Source organism: Sphingobacterium sp. 40-24, assembly GCF_001899705.1.
GTDB lineage: Bacteria > Bacteroidota > Bacteroidia > Sphingobacteriales > Sphingobacteriaceae > Sphingobacterium > Sphingobacterium multivorum.
Window position 1 is genome coordinate 35,681 of record NZ_MKWH01000009.1, and the last position, 17,813, is coordinate 53,493.

The window sequence follows — 17,813 nt, forward strand, 5'->3', positions numbered from 1 at the left end:
AACACATGAAAAACAAAATTATCTTTAGTACCCTCGCCTTTCTTTTGTCTGGAGCTATGGTTCAAGCACAGCAGACCCCGAATAAGACAGCGGCTAAAACAGATACGCTAAAATCAAAAAATGACCTCCATGAAGCTTATAACAAGATTGTAAATAAGCAAAAAATTCCTCGCTCAGGCGTTTTCAATGTTATCGAGTCGGAAAAGAAGTGGTATCTGGAGATCCCTGACAGTCTGTTGAACCGGTATTTCCTCACCGTAACCCGCTTGGTTTCAGCCCCACAGGGATTTCCGATGTACGGAGGAGAAAAGCTGAATGAGCAGACACTCTACTTTGAAAAAGGTCTTGGTGACCGGATACAGCTGCGGGCAGCAATTTATAAACAGGACGCTCCAGAAAACGATGCCATTCGTACAGCGTTAATGCAGTCGCAGGAAGACCCGATTGTCGCTATTTTGGATATCAAAGGACTACAGGCAGGAGGCAACAGTTATTTGATCGAGGTAACTGATCTTTTTCGGAAAGACAACGCCGCACTTTCCTTTGACAGCAAGATAAAAAGCGAAAATAAGCTTTCATCGTTGGCGGACGACCGGTCTTTCATTACGGATATGAAGGTATTTCCGATCAACCTGGAAGTAAAAACGACAAAAACATATTCCTCAACATCGGGTACTCCTGCAGCTATGTTGACAGGATCCTTAACTTTTACAACCAACACCTCCATGGTGCTGTTGCCAAAAGAGCCGATGAAAAAACGGATATACGATGACCGAGTGGGCTACTTTGCCAACAAGTATATCCTCTTCACCGATAAAGGTCAACGGTCCCAAACGCTTAATTTTATACAGCGCTATCGCCTTGAACCCAAAGCGAAAGATGTAAAACGCTATTTAAAAGGTGAGCTGGTAGAGCCTCAAAAGCAGATTGTCTATTATATCGATCCAGCAACACCAAAAAAATGGCGTCCCTATTTGATTGCTGGAATCAATGACTGGAATAAGGCATTTGAACAAGCAGGATTTAAAAATGCCATTGTGGGCAAAGAATGGCCCGAGCAGGATACCACGATGAGCCTGGAGGATGCCCGGTTCTCCGTGATCCGTTATTTTGCGTCTGAAAAAGCGAATGCCTATGGTCCCCGTATTTCAGACCCCAGAAGTGGCGAGATTATCGAAGCACATGTAGGCTGGTATCATAATGTGATGAAACTCGTTCAGCAATGGTTTATGGTGCAAGTGGGACCGCTAAACAAGGCTGCTCAAAAAATGCAGTTGGATGACGAGGTGATGGGCCAGTTAATTCGCTTTGTCTCGTCGCACGAGGTGGGGCATAGCTTAGGTCTCCGCCACAATATGGGAGCAAGCAGCCAAACGCCCGTAGAGAAATTGCGTGACAAGCAATGGGTCGAAAAAAATGGCCATACGGTATCCATTATGGACTATGCACGTTTCAATTATGTAGCGCAGCCCGAAGACCAAGTGGGGCTAGCGGGAATATATCCGCGCATCGGCAGCTACGACAAATGGGCCATTCAATGGGGCTATCAGTACCTTCCACAATTTTCAAATGACGAAGACGAACGAGTTTATCTATCGAAACAAGTGACGGACAGCCTAACGGCGAACCCCAAGTTGTGGTTTGGCGGTGAAGGAAACGAAGAGGATCCACGCAGTCAGAAGGAAGATCTCGGTGATGACTCGATGTTGGCCAGTAGCTATGGTATCAAAAATCTGAAAAGAGTCGTTTCCAATTTGATAGCATGGACTGCCGAAACTGGAGATGATTACAGTAATCTAAAAGATATGCATAAAGCGGTGCGCGCACAGTTTGACCGTTATCTTTACCATGTATTGAAAAATATCGGCAGTCAGGAGATTACAAAAAAGGTACGGGGCCAACAAGGCACTGTCTATGCGGCAATTCCACGAGAAAAGGTAAAAGCTGCCATGCAGTATGTGAGCGACAACGTATTAACCCCACCCCTGTGGCTGTATCCCAAAGATATACAGGAGCTGATCGGAAAAGATGCAAATAAGGAAATCACCGATCAACAGGAACAGATGCTGAATATGTTGATGAGCCCGGGAATGCTCTATAATGTCTATATGAAATCCCTGACGAATGAAAATCCCTACAGACTTGATGAATATCTAAACGATATCGGGGGAACGATATGGACCCTGCCAGGTGGTGACCCTCGCGTAAATGTTTTCAAACGTGGACAGCAACGCTTTTTTCTGGAAAAGGTAAATCAGATCATCAATCCCAAAATTGCACAAGGATCAGATATCATTTCACAGGCACAACGTAGCGACATACAGCTCTTTGTCAGAAATTACCTGACTGCTTTAGTTCCAGCGATCAATCAACTGTCCACAAAACAGGTAGACGCCCTAAATAAACAGCATTTAGATCTCATGCTCCTCGAAATTAAACGTATTCAAAATCAAATCAACAAAGACTAAAAAGATGAAATCGAGATTACTCGATCGCTCATCAGCCATTAAAAAGAAAATAATAGGATGAAAAATAACTTAAAAGGAATTTACACAATATGCTTGATCTGTTTCATGATGATTTCCTGCCAATCAAGCCATGGGCAGGACGTTGCCCAACAACAACGCGACCGGTTGTTTAAAGCCTATATGGAAGTAAAAAAAGACATCATGGAAGAAAACTTTGTCGGCAGTAAAGAACATGTGGTTCAGTTCGAAAAGGAAGTTCAGAATTTCCGGTTGAAGGGTCTACAGCTCGATGACATGATGCGCCTAAAAAAGGTGAGCCAGACTATGAAGACCGATGCTGCCAGCTTAAAATCTGCACAGGATATGAAAGCGATGAAGCTATCCTTTTCTGCTGTCACACAATCCCTATTTACCATTATGGAAACGATGAAATGTACAGATGAAGCCGTTTACCTACAGTACTGTCCGATGGAAAAAGGGTATTGGTTAAGTTACGACAAGGCGATTGAAAATCCTTACGCAGCGTCGATGCGCCATTGTGGCCAATTGGTCAAAGGAATGGCTAAAGCTGATTACCCCGAGCCAGTGGCCTGCCATTAAAACGTGTACGCAATATAGAAATTCGAAAAAAGAGCTGATAAAATTTTATCAGCTCTTTTTTTGTTTTAGAAATTTCGACTTACAATGAATAAGTCTAAGCTTAAAATTCGAGTAAATATCTGTTCCCAAATAGCGACTTTATTTCAAGTCAAAGCTGACCTTACAAATCGTCTCAAAATATCCTCATATTGTCTCAAGCAGCCGTGCCTATACTGCTAATGCTGTAAATTTAGTGTTCATATCACACCAATTATATGCAGTATCTTGAATTTCAACATATCCATTTTTTCTGGAGCCGACAGCTGACATCGACCATTCCACAAAAATCCTGTCAAGCTCATTTTTCGTAAACAACCAATATCCTTTAATAAACATTAGCACATGAATTTTAAAATCAACAGTTTTAAAGTGGCTACTAAATTATTGCTATTCAGCAGCAGTTTTTTTGCTGGAGCCGCTTATGCCCTACCGCCTGCACCCTATGTGCAACAGGCCCAAACTACAGTCAAAGGCAGTGTTAAGGACCAACATGGCAATCCCCTAGCCGGAGCAACGGTGTCTGTAAAGGGAAGCAATAGCAGCACCTCCACCGATGCCAATGGTACATTCACCCTGACCAACGTGGAGCGAAATGCTGTCCTAGTCGTTCGAATGATCGGCTTTAGCCCTAGGGAAATCACGTATACGGGTGGCTCCAATTTGAATGTACAACTGGTATCTGACACGCAGCAGCTCGAGGAGGCTGTCGTCGTCGGTTATGGCTCCCTTGACAAAAAAGAATTGACCAGTGCCGTTTCGAGCATCAAGCAGAAAGACATGGTCGCGGGGGCTGTCTCTCCCCTTTTGGCAATCCAAGGAAAAGTACCGGGTCTCAGTGTCATCTCCACCAATGGAACCGACCCTAATGCGGGTATTTCCCTGCAATTGCGCGGTGTCAATTCGGTAAACGCCTCACAGGGACCCCTCGTGGTTATTGACGGCGTTCCCGGCGGCGATATCAGCTCTGTTGCAAAGGAAGATATTGAATCCATTAACGTGCTGCGAGATGCCTCTGCTGCCGCGATCTATGGAACGCGTGCCTCGGGCGGTGTAATCCTGATCACCACAAAACGGCCACAGGTCGGAAAAGCACAGGTGAATTTTACCTCCGAATACTTTGTCGAATCCATCCGCAAACGTCCCAAGGTCCTATCGGCAGAGAAATTTGTGGAATATGGCCTCGGTGAAGATCTTGGACATCGCACCGACTGGTATGATGAGGTTACCAACAATAATCCATTCAGCCATCGGCAGGTCGCAAACATCAGTGGCGGTTCCGAAAATGCCAATGTCTATACCACCTTTACCAAACGCGACGCCAAAGGAATGGCGATCACCTCCAAGCGGGATGAAATCGGCGGACGGATCAATAGTGCCTTCAAATTTTTCGATGGCTTTGCGGAGTTGAATACCAATGTAAGCTACAACCAGGTGAAAGCGTATGGCTCCAATGGTGACATCTTTAACAACAATGACATTTTTAACATGGCCCTGGTGATGAATCCTACGGAAACGCCTTATGATGCCAATGATGTCAGTGGATATAATGTACTGGAAGGTGGTTATGATACCTGGAATCCTGTGGCTGAAGCCCGCCTGCGCAGCGATGAAAAGCAATTCAAATACCTTTTGGCTAATGCGACCTTAAAGTTAAACCTCACAGAACATCTGACCACAAGCGCAACCATCGGGATAAAGAACAACAGCGAACATGGTAATTATTACCGATCGGCACAACATCGCATTTCGCGGGAGAATAATGTGGACGGATTTGCCAAGCAATATTACAGTAGATTCAATGACCGCGTCTTTGAATGGACCGCCAACTATACAAACCGCTGGGACTCTCATTCCCTGAATGCTGTGGCAGGTTATAGTTACCAGGATTTTAATGGACAAGGATTTTCGGCCGAAAACTCCAATTTCCCCGTTGATGGTATTGGCGAAAACGATATGGGTACAGGAACCTATTTACCTGACGGACGTGCAGGCATTGGCTCCTGGAAAAACCCTTGGGTCAAGCTTGCTGCTTTTTTCGGACGTGTCAACTACTCATATCTGGACCGCTATATCCTGACCGCAACAGCACGTTACGAAGGCTCCAGTAAATTTGCGCCTAAAAACAGATGGGGATTCTTTCCGGGACTTTCCGCAGGCTGGCGTGTTTCCCAGGAACCGTTCCTACGGGATGTCAAATTTATCAATGACTTAAAATTACGTGCGGGCTACGGAGAAACGGGCAATGAAGGCTTTGATGCAAAAGTTGCCACGCGGATGTATAGCGCCGACACCTGGTTTTTGCAGGATGGCAAATGGTTCAGAACCTACGGCGTGATGCACAACCAAAATCCAAACATCAAATGGGAGGTCAAAAAAGAATACAACCTCGGTTTAGATTTCACCGTACTGAACAACCGTTTAAGCGGTCGTTTTGATATCTACAAACGCAAGATCGACGATCTGATTTATGACATCAGCGTTTCTCAACCGCCGGCGATCCACGATAAAACCACCATGAATGTGGGTAGCATGCAAAATACCGGATATGAATTTGAACTGAACTTCAAAGCCGTAGACAATGATCATTTCAGTTATACTACCAGCATTGTCGCCTCGCATAACAAAAGTAGGCTCAATACCCTATGGGGCAGTCAGACCTTTACCGACCGGAAAGATTTCCCGGCACCAGGTTCACCAGGTTCGGCCGTAAGGTTGTACCCAGGGCAGGATATTGGCCAGTTTTTCCTCTGGAAATTTGCCGGATTTACAGATGACGGCTATTGGAAACTCTATGACAAGGATGGAAATGCCTTTGATGTGCGGGACCGCAACAAGACCGTGGGCGACAAGTCTTTTGTCGGCAATGCTATCCCGACCTTACAACTCTCCTGGAACAACCAATTTACCTACAAAAACTGGGATGCAAGTATCTATATGCGTAGCTGGATCGGCCACGATGTGTTCAATATGATCAATATGTACTACAGCCTACCCAATGTAAAAGGACAAAATGTGCTGGAAGAAGCCTATGACAAGCATAAAAATATCAAGGGAGAGAAAGAATTGAGCGATTACTGGTTGGAAAAAGGCACTTTTCTGAAGGTTGACGCGCTGAACATCGGTTATCGTTTTAACCAGAATTGGATCAAACCACTGAAATCACTGCGTGTCTATGCCACTGCACGCGACCTTTTTGTATTTACAAACTACAGTGGACTGGATCCCGAAGTCAATATCAATGGCCTTGAACCGGGATTTGAAGAACGCAATGTCTATCCAAAGACCAGGACTTTTATGATGGGGTTACAAGTAAATTTTTAAACTGAACAAACATGAAAAAATACATTTCCATAGCAACATTATCCGTAGCATTATTGCTCTCAGGATGCACCAAATTGGATCAGGAATTTTATAGTTCGGTCACGCCGGACACCTTTTTCAAAAGCGAGAAAGATATCAAGGCGGCCTTGTTTAGACCATTTACCCATGCCAAGTGGTATGTGGGCGAAGACCGTTGGCGCCTTCAGGAATATACGGCAGACAATTTTGCCATTACCACCAAGGGACGCCACTGGTATAACGGTGGCGAGAATGAGCGCTATCATTACCACCGTTGGACGGCGGATGACAACTGGATTTGGGGAAGCTGGCGCGGAACCCTGATGGGGGTTGCCCTCGCACTGGATACAAAAAGCGACCTCAGCAAATTGGACTACGGCAAATTTGCCTTGAGCGACGAGCGGAAAGCAGCAGATCTTGCTCAATTGGACGCCTTGATCGCCTACTTTTATCTACGTGGATTAGATTATTTTGGCGGGATGCCTATTTTCGAATCCCTAGACCAAGAGTCCCTACCGCGCAATAGCGATCAGGAACTTTTTGCCCATATCGAAAAGCTGCTTAAAGCTGCTATTGAAAATCTTCCGGCAAAGAAGGCCGGCGACAAGGAAGAAGGCGCAATTCGAAAAGCTGCGGCGGCAGCCATGCTGGCACAGCTCTACTTCAATGCAGAGGCCTATATCGGCAAAGCGATGTATGCTGAGAGCCAAAAATTGGCACAGGACATTGTCAATAAGGTTTATGGTGACTATAACCTAGATACCAAATGGAACGGAGTCCATGGGTTTAAAAACAATGAATCGCCCGAAATTATCTGGTCTATGCCATCCGAATTCAAGATGCTGGAGTACAACTGGTTTTATGCCGACTTCTATCATTACAACACGAAACAGTTCTTTGCACAGGACATGGGCGGCAATAATGGAGCCCACCTGACGCCGTCGAAGAAACCCAACGGCTCACTTTATACCGCTGACTTCAAATTAGGTTCACCTTTTGAAACCTTCGACCAAGGCGATCTACGCAAAGCACCCTACGTTTACCGTGGCTCGGACCAATATGAAGGTATGTTTATCGTTGGGCCCCATAAAACACCGAGCGGCGACGCCATTCTTGGCGGTGAAGAATACAAGGACAAGCCCCTGAACTTTGTCGACCAGGTCGGTCGCTTTTCAGAAGTTGGGCCAGGGAAAAAATACAGTTCCATCGACCAGCTACCTTCTAAAATGTCCGAAGGCGAGGAAAACACAGGGTTACGCCTGGTGAAGGTACCCATCCCGAATCTCGCCAATAATACCTTACGCTGGGGAGCTGATATGCCGATTATCCGATTGGCAGAGGTTTACTATATGCTTGCCGAATGTGATTTCAGATTAGGAAACAAGGAAAAGGCTACGGAACTATTCAATGCTGTTCGAAAAAGAAACTTTATCAATTCAGCCGATCCCAATCCTGTGACTGCTGCCAATATGGACAAGTACCGTATTTTGGATGAATGGAGTATTGAGTTTTTAGGGGAAGGTCGGCGACGTACGGATCTGATCCGATGGAAAGCTTTCACGACAGAAAAGTGGTGGGATCATAATCCAAGTACCTCCGCACATCTAAATCGTTTTCCAGTACCCAATCAGGCTATTGCTGGTAACAGCAGCCTGGCACAAAATCCGGGATATTAAAATTGATAATAAAAAAAGCCAGCCTGCGATTGCTCTCGCAGGCTGGCTTTTTCTGTATTAGAATTACTTGTCCAATGCTATAAAGACAGAATTCTGAGAGCGGAATTCAGGTACGATATCTTTCACCAGTTGCACTAATTTCATTTTATCATCATTAGGATCAGCAGTCTTGGCGAGTGCACAAAGTTGCTCAATTCGCGCTTTTTGCAATGCCAGGTCTGGAGTGTTGACCTTTGCAATCATAATCTTCTCATGATACGTCTTTTCGGTATTCTCCCCATTCGCCAGAAGCTCTTCAAATATCTTTTCACCGGGTCGGAGACCGACGACTTTAATATCAATATCTTCGGGGTAATTGTAGCCTTTTAAGCGGATCATCTGTTTGGCGAGATCCATAATCTTAACGGGTTCGCCCATATCGAAGACAAATATTTCACCGCCTTTACCCATCACTGCAGCTTCCTGTACCAATTGGCAGGCTTCGGGTATGGTCATAAAATAACGGGTGATATTCGGATCGGTAATTGTCAGCGGTCCACCTTTGAGCATTTGTTTTTCAAATAAAGGAATCACTGAACCATTGGACCCCAATACATTGCCAAAACGCGTGACGATAAAATTGGTCTTGGATTTTATGTTAACCGTAGATATAGCAATCTCCGCTACACGTTTGGTAGCCCCCATGACATTGGTGGGATTCACTGCCTTATCCGTGGAGACCATGACAAATTTAGCTACATTATATTTATCGGCCAGCAAAGCAACATTATACGAACCCCATACATTTGTTAAAATAGATTCGTATGGATTGGCTTCCATCAAAGGCACATGTTTATAAGCAGCCGCATGAAAGACATATGTCGGTCTGTAGAACTGAAACAGTGTATCCATAAAGAGAGGATCCCGGACATTACCCACTATAAATACACAACGTCCAAAATTTACAGATGTGCTCAACTCCTGTTGAATATCATACAAAGAAGATTCCGCTTGGTCTACCACAATAAGCTGCTTTAAATCCGTATGCGCGAGCTGGCGCACCAGTTCACCGCCGATAGAACCTGCTCCCCCCGTCACCAGTACGATCTGTCCCTTCATCTCTGCAGCAATAGCAGGATTGTCCAGGTCAATTGCTTTACGTCCCAGCAGATCCTCTATCCGTAAACTACGTATTTGTCGGGTCGCCACCTCCCCCGCCATCAGGCGAGCCGTATCTGGAATAATTTTGACGATTAAAGGAATTGGTTCGGCCAACTTAAAGACCTTGCTTAATCGCTCGGGAGACCTATTATCGACTGCTACTATTAGCTCTGCAGCATTTCCGTGCCTGTCGACAAATTCTTTATTCAATTTATTAATATCATGGATTCTAAAGCCTTGAATTCGATTACCAATACGATGCGGATTATCATCCATAATCGCTACAATACGGTATTTGTTGCGCGAAGTCGTATGGATAAAGTGGAAGGTTGTATTGCCCATATTTCCCGCCCCGAAAAGAATCACAGGGATTCGGTTATCTTTTCCGCCCCACATAAGCTCATGATACAATGCTCTGTAAAGTACGCGGCTAAAAGTCATCCCAAAACCCACAATCAATGCATGAAAAAGAAGCTGTGTATCGGAGAAAGGAAATGCGGCATGCAAGAATGAAGGTTGTGTCCATTCCAATATTTTACATATAATGACCGACAAAAAATAAGCCATTACGACCGCTAATGCCATACGTTGCAATTCACGGATTCCGGTTTTATGAATAACACCTTTAAATGTTCCCAGCGAAATAAAACAGATTAGATAAATGGTAGATACCAATATGAGCTGCAAACGCAAGGCATTGACCTCAACCCCGCCCCTGTGTTTAAAAATGAGTATATAACTGACCGAAAAAGCTAAAATAACTATGATCATATCCAACAGCAGAATGACCCACCGAGGCTTGTTGATGGACAAACCTTCCCTCCATAAATTACTCATTTAAAATATATTAAAATTCCCTTCGATAGTTTAAGTCAGTGCAAATGTACCAAAATTAAATGGTATAAATACGTAAAAGTTCACCCGCAATACAGGAGAACTTTTACCGTATCGATTAAAAATATTACGTTTTAAAAATCTAAATAGATATTTTCATTAACGACCTTTTTCTCGGGCCATAATCGTTGCGGATAATGACCTTCCTTTATTAATCGGTGAATATTGTGCTGCACCTCTTCCTTATCCTCTTTATAGGTTACACCGAACCATTTCGCATTGGTTGGTAGCACCGAAAAATTGGCTATCCCTTGCTTGACCATATAATCCGGTAAATCAGGAATAAAGAACTCGGATTTGGGATTCTCATGGTTTTTCTCCACAAAATCAGGAAACAAGCTTCGGGCAATCTCAAATATTTTGGGTGTAAATCCCCAGAAATTCATGGACACCCGAGTTTCTCCAGACAGCACAGTTTCTTTTTCACCCTGCTCGTAGACAATATCCTGGTCTTTTCGGTAAATGTTGGTTCGTTCGGTCACACTCTGCAAATGATTTGTTCCATTCACTTCACATACTCCACGCGAGACATAGCCAAAGTCGGAAAGGGTATTACCGACTTCAAAACCGACCAGCGCCATCTCTTGATCATCCGCTCTTTGGGTTAGAAAATCAGCCATCTTTTGAAAAGCATCATAGCCATAGAAATCGTCCGCATTGATCACACAAAATGGTCTATCCACTTCATGCTCAGCACTCATTACGGCATGACCGGTACCCCATGGTTTTTGGCGTTCAATTATTCTATCGATTCCAAATTTTTTCAGATCTAAATCCTGATAAGCATAGGCAACTTCGACCGATTCAGGAAGTTTAGAACCAACATTTGATTTCATGATTTCGAGAAATTCTTCCCGGATGACAAAAACAATCTTTCCGAATCCAGCACGAATGGCGTCATAAATCGAGTAATCAATTATTTTTTCACCAAATGGTCCAAAGCTTTCCACCTGCTTAGCCGATCCATAACGGCTCGCCATACCTGCGGCCAAAATAACTAGAATGGGCTTTTGTATATTTTCAATGCTGTTCTTCATTTCTATCTAAATGTGATTTTTATCCTGCGCTCGCAACCAATAGCAATATTGGTACCAGTTTCATAATTTCCACATTATTAAATAATGAATTATTAAACAAAAGCGAGCTTTTCGATTTATAGAAAAGCTCGCTTCGTACAAAACGAATTATATCGTTTTACAATTTCTGTTTCGTTTCCTTTTGCTGGTTTTGGCTCTGTGAAGTTTTACTGTCACTGGACTGATTCCCTTCCAATTCTTCGGCTCTTACCCCTTTTGGATTACTCCATAATTTTTTCTTATAGGCATCAAGTTTCTCTTCCACTTTTTTTCCGTCTAACTGCTGTCCACCATTTTCCGTTTCTTTGAGGTTCTGCAACATACCCGGAGAAGATTCACGCACGATGGTACTCGCAAATTTGTTTTGCACAAAAAAATCATCCATGGTCATGTCATAAAGCCCCTTATCGGGATCAGAAATATCCACTTGGATAAGACTATATCGCAACTGTGGGAAATACAACCAGAATGCAGGTGTCGCACCGACAGATTCCGCAAGCTCCGCGGAAGTCGTAATATTCATTAGCGGAGCTACACCGATAATCCGCGTTTCTAGCCGGCTCCGCTGCTTATCAAAAAAGATATCTTCTTTAATTCTAAATTTGGTCACGCGCGCAGGGTCAAACTCATTCAGTGCCATTTTGGAATCAATCTGATTGCCTTCACCATCAAAAATTGGCACAAGTACGCTATCCGCAAATCTAGCCATCCCCTCTTGAGAACTCAGCCGGCCTTTAAAAGAATCATCATCCGGACTGTATAGGGAAAGTTTTCCTTTTTCAATTGCCTTCATTATAACTTCAATCAGGGAGTTCCCTGGAATAGCAAGGATATTATTCTTTTCATCTTTCAGATCAATATCGCGCCATACACGTTTGTAAAAACGTATATTTTTCTTATTGACTTCAGGATAAGCAAAAGGAACAGCGTCTTCCATATTATTTGCCTGATAAAATCCATCGGTCAATGGAATTGTGTCCTGAATAATTTCTCCTGATGCTACAGGAGAAGTTGAATTGACATTATTTAAAATGTTCTGATTTTTGGGCACCGTATCTATTGTTGTTTCTTGTTGAGCAAACAATGAACCAACTCCAAAAGTCATCGCCGCTATCAATACTATTTTTGTTTTCATCCTTATCAATTTTAAGTTTTACAACAGCGGATTAATACTTACGTGTTTTACTCTGTACTGTCGGCATCTCAAACGCAGACATGACACAACGGAAACCGATGTAAGAATGCGGTTCATAGTCTACTGAGTAATTACGTGTTTCGCTATTTAACTGCTCTCCATTATCTTTCCAAGATCCGCCACGTACAACTTTACGTTTCAGAGCGTCACCATCTTTCGCATCCGCGTCATACAATAAGGCCGGATTTAAGTCGTTGACAAATACGACGGCTGAAGGGCTATAGGCATCCAATGTCCATTCAGACACATTACCCGCCATATTATAAACACCAAAAGCATTTGGCATATATGATTTTACGGGGAGTGTGAATGTGGCACCGTCACGTGAATAGGTTCCTTCCCCTTGTTTAAAGTTGACAGCTAATTTTTTCTTACCTTCTATTCCATCAATTGTCATCCGTGATCCTGCGATCGTATCCTGTGGATCCAATTTGCCCGAAGCAGCATATTGCCATTGCGCTTCTGTCGGCAAGCTTAGACTCAACTGGTAACCGTTTAAATAAGAATTCTTCAGTACGGTGGCGGCCATCTCGTTTGCACGCCAATCGGTAAAGGCACGTGCCTGTCTCCAGGTGACACCCACGACAGGGTAATAGTCAAAAGACGGATGTGTAAAATAATTCGCATCTAGAGACGCGAGCTGAGCATTCGGAAAATCTTTTGTCCATATATCTTCCACAGGCATTACAGCAACTGTATCCGTCACATATTTCTTCTTTATGTTACCTTTAGACTGTAGGTAAGAGAAACGATATTTAATTACTTCAGGATTTAGTGCACGTCTATTTCCGTGCATTTCAAGCATAGGTGCTAGGCGCTCCTGAATACTTGGATCATTGCTTTTCCATATTGGCGATATCTTTTTCACCTTGGCCCAATTGATACGCTTCTGGCCTACCTGTTCTCCAGCAATCTCCAAAAAGTATTGATCATCGTTTAGATAGTCCGTTATAGCAACTGAATCAGCAACCCAGTTTACAAATTCGCGATATTGTTTATTAGTGACTTCGGCTTCATCAATAAAGAAGGCGCTTACACTCACATTTTTCCCTACGTTGCCACTATCTAAAGAACCTTTAAAAAGAATAGTACCGGAGGGAATATAAACCATCCCCGGGGGCGCTGGTAATTTTCCGCCTCGAAAGGCATTTACCTTTGGGGCTTTATACATTGCAGAATTAGACTTACAGGCAGCAAAACCAATTAAAATAGTCAGCGAAAGAAGCCCAAGTAAGCGATTGCCATAGAACCTTTTTAGTATATTCATCATTTCGTTTTATTAAAATTTTGTTTTGCTTATTTACGGTTAAATAATCCATATTTTACACCTACTGAAATAAAGCCGTATTGGTCGTTATTATTATTGATGATGCCATCCAGATTATCATTGAATGTCAATGTATGCTGATAGTTTACATTAATTGCCCACTGCGGTCCATATAGGGTTCTACCAAATGGAATATCAAAGCCTACATTTAAAGGAAGCACAAAATGAATCTCGCCGTTATCTTTTGAAATTTCACCGCCGACAGATTCCAAATAATTAGCATAGTATGTTGAGATATTCCTAGAAATACGATTTTTTACTAATCCAGCACCAGCACCAATATAAACATTAGAAAGAATACGAGAAAAGGTATTTGCTTCCAAAGTATAATAGCTATAATTATCGGCATTTCCCAAAAACTGCCCTAAACGGACTTTTCCATTGACATTTCCTGCAAAATAACGGTTCTTAAAATCACTATCATAACCATTTCCAGCCAAAGTCCCTTTTTCACCATGCAGTCCTACGGAGATATATGGTGTGATCAGATAGTCGGCCTCACCATAAAAAGCGAATTTCGGTTCTACATTTCCCAAATCTGTTAGATTGATTGTTGCACCTGCGCCAGCTCCGACACTAATAGGACGCGAAAACTGGGCCGATACAGAACCTATTGTTAGCAAGAGGGTCACAAAAAGCGTGTATAGATATTGTTTTTTCATAGATAAAATATTTAAAGAGCTTGTGTTTGAAATATCATGAGTCATTTCGAGCTACAAATAACGTTTACGTGCATGCTTTAATTTTGTACTGATTAGTTGTATATCATTCAAAAACGGTTGATTTTGTTAATTATTATAAATTAAAAATCCCAAACCGAAGTATCGATTTGGGATTACACAACAATAAGGCCAAAATCTGGATTATCGAAGCTTTATTTTATATTTAGCCGATCTTTAAGATCTTGCCATACCTTAGCTAATCCTGTTTTCTTCTTTCCTTTATCGCCATAACCATAGCCGTAACCATAGCCATAACCATAACCACGAGCAAAGTCAACATCATTTACAACAGAAGCAAGGTTTTTTAATTTGCCGTCCACATATAGTTCGCGTGGTACTTGCAATAAACGCTTATCAAGATAATTAACACGAGATACATACAATGTTAAGTCAGCATTATGTGCAATTAATAAAGTATCTGTTACTAAACTCACTGGCGCTGTATCCACCAAAATATAATCATAGTGTTCACGTGTATATTTGATTACATCATCGAAATGTCCATTCATCAGCAATTCAGCTGGATTTGGTGCAATATACCCGGAATAGATCACATCAAAATCATAATTACCTGGCTTTTTGATGATGATGTTATTTACATCCATATCAGGATTTATCAAGAATTGTGTGATACCCACATTTGTGTGCTGTAAATGTGATAATCCAAGATAGTCCAAAACTTTTGGACTACGTATATCAGCCCCAATCAATACAACTTTTTTACCCGACATGGATAAAATCTGAGCTAGATTGGTAGTAACAAATGATTTTCCTTCCCCAGATATCGTCGAGGTAACGAAAATGACTTTAGAAGCGTCCTTATTGTCAGCGCCAAACATAAAGCTCATATTAGTACGTAAAATGCGAAATGCTTCTGCTAGAGAAGAACGGTCATTTAAATGTACAATCGTGTCTTCAGCTGTAGGTATCTCTCCCAAAACAGGTATCTTGACAATGTCTTCAATATCTTTACGAGAATGAATTTTATTATCAAGTAAGAATTTCAAATAAAGAATTATAAAAGGAATTAAAAATCCTAATAATAATGCCCCAATTAAAATGGTTGATTTTTTTGGGGCGACTGGTATACCGCTTCCATAAGCAGCATCAATAATCTTTAGGTTATCTGGAGTAGCGGCTGCTCGAACTTCGCTTTCCTCTCTTTTCTGTAGCAATAATAAGTAAAGTGACTCGACTATTTGCTGTTGCCTTGAAATCTTTTTAAAGCCCTGTTCCTGGCTTGGAATCGAGCTAATACGACCTTTAATCTCATTAGATTTCTGTTGAATACTATTCAACGCTAATTTGGTCACTCGCTGGTAATTTTGGAGCGATTGACGGATATTATTGCTACTTTCCGCAATGTTTCCATTTAACGCTACAACAGTTGGATTCTGATCAGAGGCAGATTTTAGTAAATCATCTCGCTCCAAAACCAACTTATTATAAGATTCGATAGCACTTGCAATGGAAGCATCTTGTAACCCAATATTTGAGGGGAGAAGTTTCCCAACTTCTTGACTTTTCAAATAATCGTTCATATGATCAACCAACTGCAATTGCGTACGATACTCCAAAACTTTCTTATCATTATCCGAAGCGGTGTTTAAAAAAACTCCAGCTTCAGTTACCATATCTACCATAGAATTCGCTGATTTAAACTCAGCAGCCTCTTCATCTGCCCCAGAAAGATCCTTAGAGATTAACATCAAACGTTTATTAATAAAATCAGATGTGGCTCTAGTAGTACGCAATTTATCATTTGTTAAGTCGGCATTATAAACGTCGATTAGGGTATTCAAGATTAATTCTGCTTTTTTCCTATTATTAGAAACCATTGAGAAATTTACAATGTAAGATTGCATTTCTTTGCTAGGAGAAATAACAATATTGTTTAAATTAAAGTCAATAGCCCAATCTTTAGGAATAATATCAATTAAATAATTAATATCACTTGCAGTAGGCCGACCTTCTGTTCTCCGAAAAATAACGTTACTATTACCAACATTTACAACTTTATCAAAACCCGTGATAATCTTCTTTCCTGAAACCAAATTAGTTACTTGCAATTGATTTCTATCTTTTGTACTAACTTGCAGCGAGATTTTAGTAGTGTCTTTATTATTCTGCGGAACCAAAATAAATGGCATATCTTTTTCTAGTAGCTCTGTGGAACGAATATTACCCTTAAGCGAATATATTATATCTAAATGATTTTGGTCGACCACCTTTCGCATCAATCTTCTGGAAGAAAGCACTTCTATTTGGTCAGTAACGAACGCTGCTCTCGTACCCCCAATTCCTAAACTATTAGATAACTCAGCAATTCCAGCAAGCTCGCCTGCAGAGGCACTTTTCTCATCTTTTAATAAGATTTTTGCTGTTGTACTATAGCTTTTTTGTGCATATCTTAGATAAACGATAGCAATTCCCAATGTAATTATTATAGAAAGTATAAACCACTTCCAGTAAAAAGCATACTGCTCAAAAAGTTGTCTTAAATTGATTTCTCCTTCTTGAATATCATTAAATTGTGTAGATTTCTGTTCCATGAATTTTATTAACGAGTCAATACTGAAATTACAGTAATTAGCAGTCCAGCAATAGAAATAATTACATTGGTATTACTGCCTAATTTAGAATTATTGATTTGTGCTTTATTTGGCTCAACATAAATGACATCATTTTGAACTAAATAATAATAGGGCGAATTTAATGTCTTCTGTTGAGTAAGATCCAATCTGTGCATTGTTTTTTGTCCATCAATCTCGCGAATTAACAAAACATTCTCTCTTACACCTCTAATAGTTAGATCGCCTGCCATTCCCAAAGCTTCCAAAACTGTAACTCTTTCGGTAGGCATAATAAACGATCCCGGGCGAGCAACTTCCCCTAGGACTGAAATCCTGAAATTATTGAAGTTTATATTAACTCCAGGATCCTTAATATATTCACCTAAATCACTTCGTAACTTTTCAATAGCTTCAGTCCTAGTCAGACCAGCGAGATGTACTTCCCCAAGAATTGGGAATGAAATGTTTCCATTTTCATTGACAGTATATGTGGGACGGAGAGCTAAGTCAGTCTGCTGAGTAAGGTTTGTGGACATCATCGTACTAAGAGGGTTAAACGGTGCTGTCACCTTTGGATCAGAGGCGGTAACCACGATTGTTAAAATGTCATTAGGCTGAATCTTTGGTATATGTTGTTCATACAGCGTATTCATCTGCGTGGAATCTTGCTGAAAATATACCATATTCTTACGTGATCCACAAGAACTAAATATCACTAAGACTAAAATAAACAGTCCGAATGTTGAACTATACTTTGAAACTAA

Annotated in this window: 11 protein-coding genes; 4 read left to right on the forward strand and 7 right to left on the reverse strand. The window is 41.6% G+C overall.

Annotated elements, in window-relative coordinates:
* Positions 1-5 precede the first annotated feature (5 nt).
* From BGP15_RS03460 to BGP15_RS03475, 4 genes are all read left to right on the forward strand, one after another.
* The gene (locus tag BGP15_RS03460; protein WP_286768696.1) at positions 6-2,468 is read left to right on the forward strand and encodes a zinc-dependent metalloprotease; all 2,463 of its coding nucleotides are present in this window, start codon (positions 6-8) and stop codon (positions 2,466-2,468) included.
* Between the two features lie 57 nt (positions 2,469-2,525).
* Positions 2,526-3,068 (forward strand): hypothetical protein, encoded by a 543-nt coding sequence (locus tag BGP15_RS03465; RefSeq protein WP_286768697.1) that lies wholly within the window; start codon positions 2,526-2,528, stop codon positions 3,066-3,068.
* Between the two features lie 381 nt (positions 3,069-3,449).
* Positions 3,450-6,428: a SusC/RagA family TonB-linked outer membrane protein gene (locus BGP15_RS03470; protein ID WP_286768698.1), complete on the forward strand. Its 2,979-nt coding sequence runs from the start codon at positions 3,450-3,452 to the stop codon at positions 6,426-6,428.
* A gap of 11 nt (positions 6,429-6,439) precedes the next feature.
* Positions 6,440-8,122 carry a RagB/SusD family nutrient uptake outer membrane protein gene (locus tag BGP15_RS03475; protein WP_286768699.1) on the forward strand — a complete coding sequence of 561 codons (1,683 nt, stop codon included), beginning with the start codon at positions 6,440-6,442 and terminating at the stop codon, positions 8,120-8,122.
* A gap of 63 nt (positions 8,123-8,185) precedes the next feature.
* Here the strand turns inward: BGP15_RS03475 and BGP15_RS03480 are convergent, their stop codons facing one another.
* From BGP15_RS03480 to BGP15_RS03510, 7 genes are all read right to left on the reverse strand, one after another.
* Positions 8,186-10,099 (reverse strand): polysaccharide biosynthesis protein, encoded by a 1,914-nt coding sequence (locus BGP15_RS03480; RefSeq protein WP_286768700.1) that lies wholly within the window; start codon positions 10,097-10,099, stop codon positions 8,186-8,188.
* A 131-nt stretch (positions 10,100-10,230) separates the two neighbouring features.
* Positions 10,231-11,193, reverse strand: a complete 963-nt coding sequence (locus BGP15_RS03485; RefSeq protein WP_286768701.1) for a nucleotidyltransferase family protein — start codon at positions 11,191-11,193, stop codon at positions 10,231-10,233.
* Between the two features lie 157 nt (positions 11,194-11,350).
* Entirely contained in the window at positions 11,351-12,367 is a 1,017-nt protein-coding gene (gene porN, locus BGP15_RS03490; RefSeq protein WP_286768702.1) for a type IX secretion system ring subunit PorN/GldN, read from the reverse strand.
* A gap of 31 nt (positions 12,368-12,398) precedes the next feature.
* On the reverse strand, positions 12,399-13,697 hold the full coding sequence (porK, locus tag BGP15_RS03495) for a T9SS ring complex lipoprotein PorK/GldK (protein WP_286768703.1): 1,299 nt from the start codon (positions 13,695-13,697) through the stop codon (positions 12,399-12,401).
* A 26-nt stretch (positions 13,698-13,723) separates the two neighbouring features.
* Positions 13,724-14,416 carry an outer membrane beta-barrel protein gene (locus BGP15_RS03500; RefSeq protein WP_286768704.1) on the reverse strand — a complete coding sequence of 231 codons (693 nt, stop codon included), beginning with the start codon at positions 14,414-14,416 and terminating at the stop codon, positions 13,724-13,726.
* A gap of 212 nt (positions 14,417-14,628) precedes the next feature.
* Entirely contained in the window at positions 14,629-17,028 is a 2,400-nt protein-coding gene (locus BGP15_RS03505) for a GumC family protein (RefSeq protein ID WP_286768705.1), read from the reverse strand.
* A gap of 8 nt (positions 17,029-17,036) precedes the next feature.
* Entirely contained in the window at positions 17,037-17,702 is a 666-nt protein-coding gene (locus BGP15_RS03510; protein WP_286768706.1) for a polysaccharide biosynthesis/export family protein, read from the reverse strand.
* Positions 17,703-17,813 lie beyond the last annotated feature (111 nt).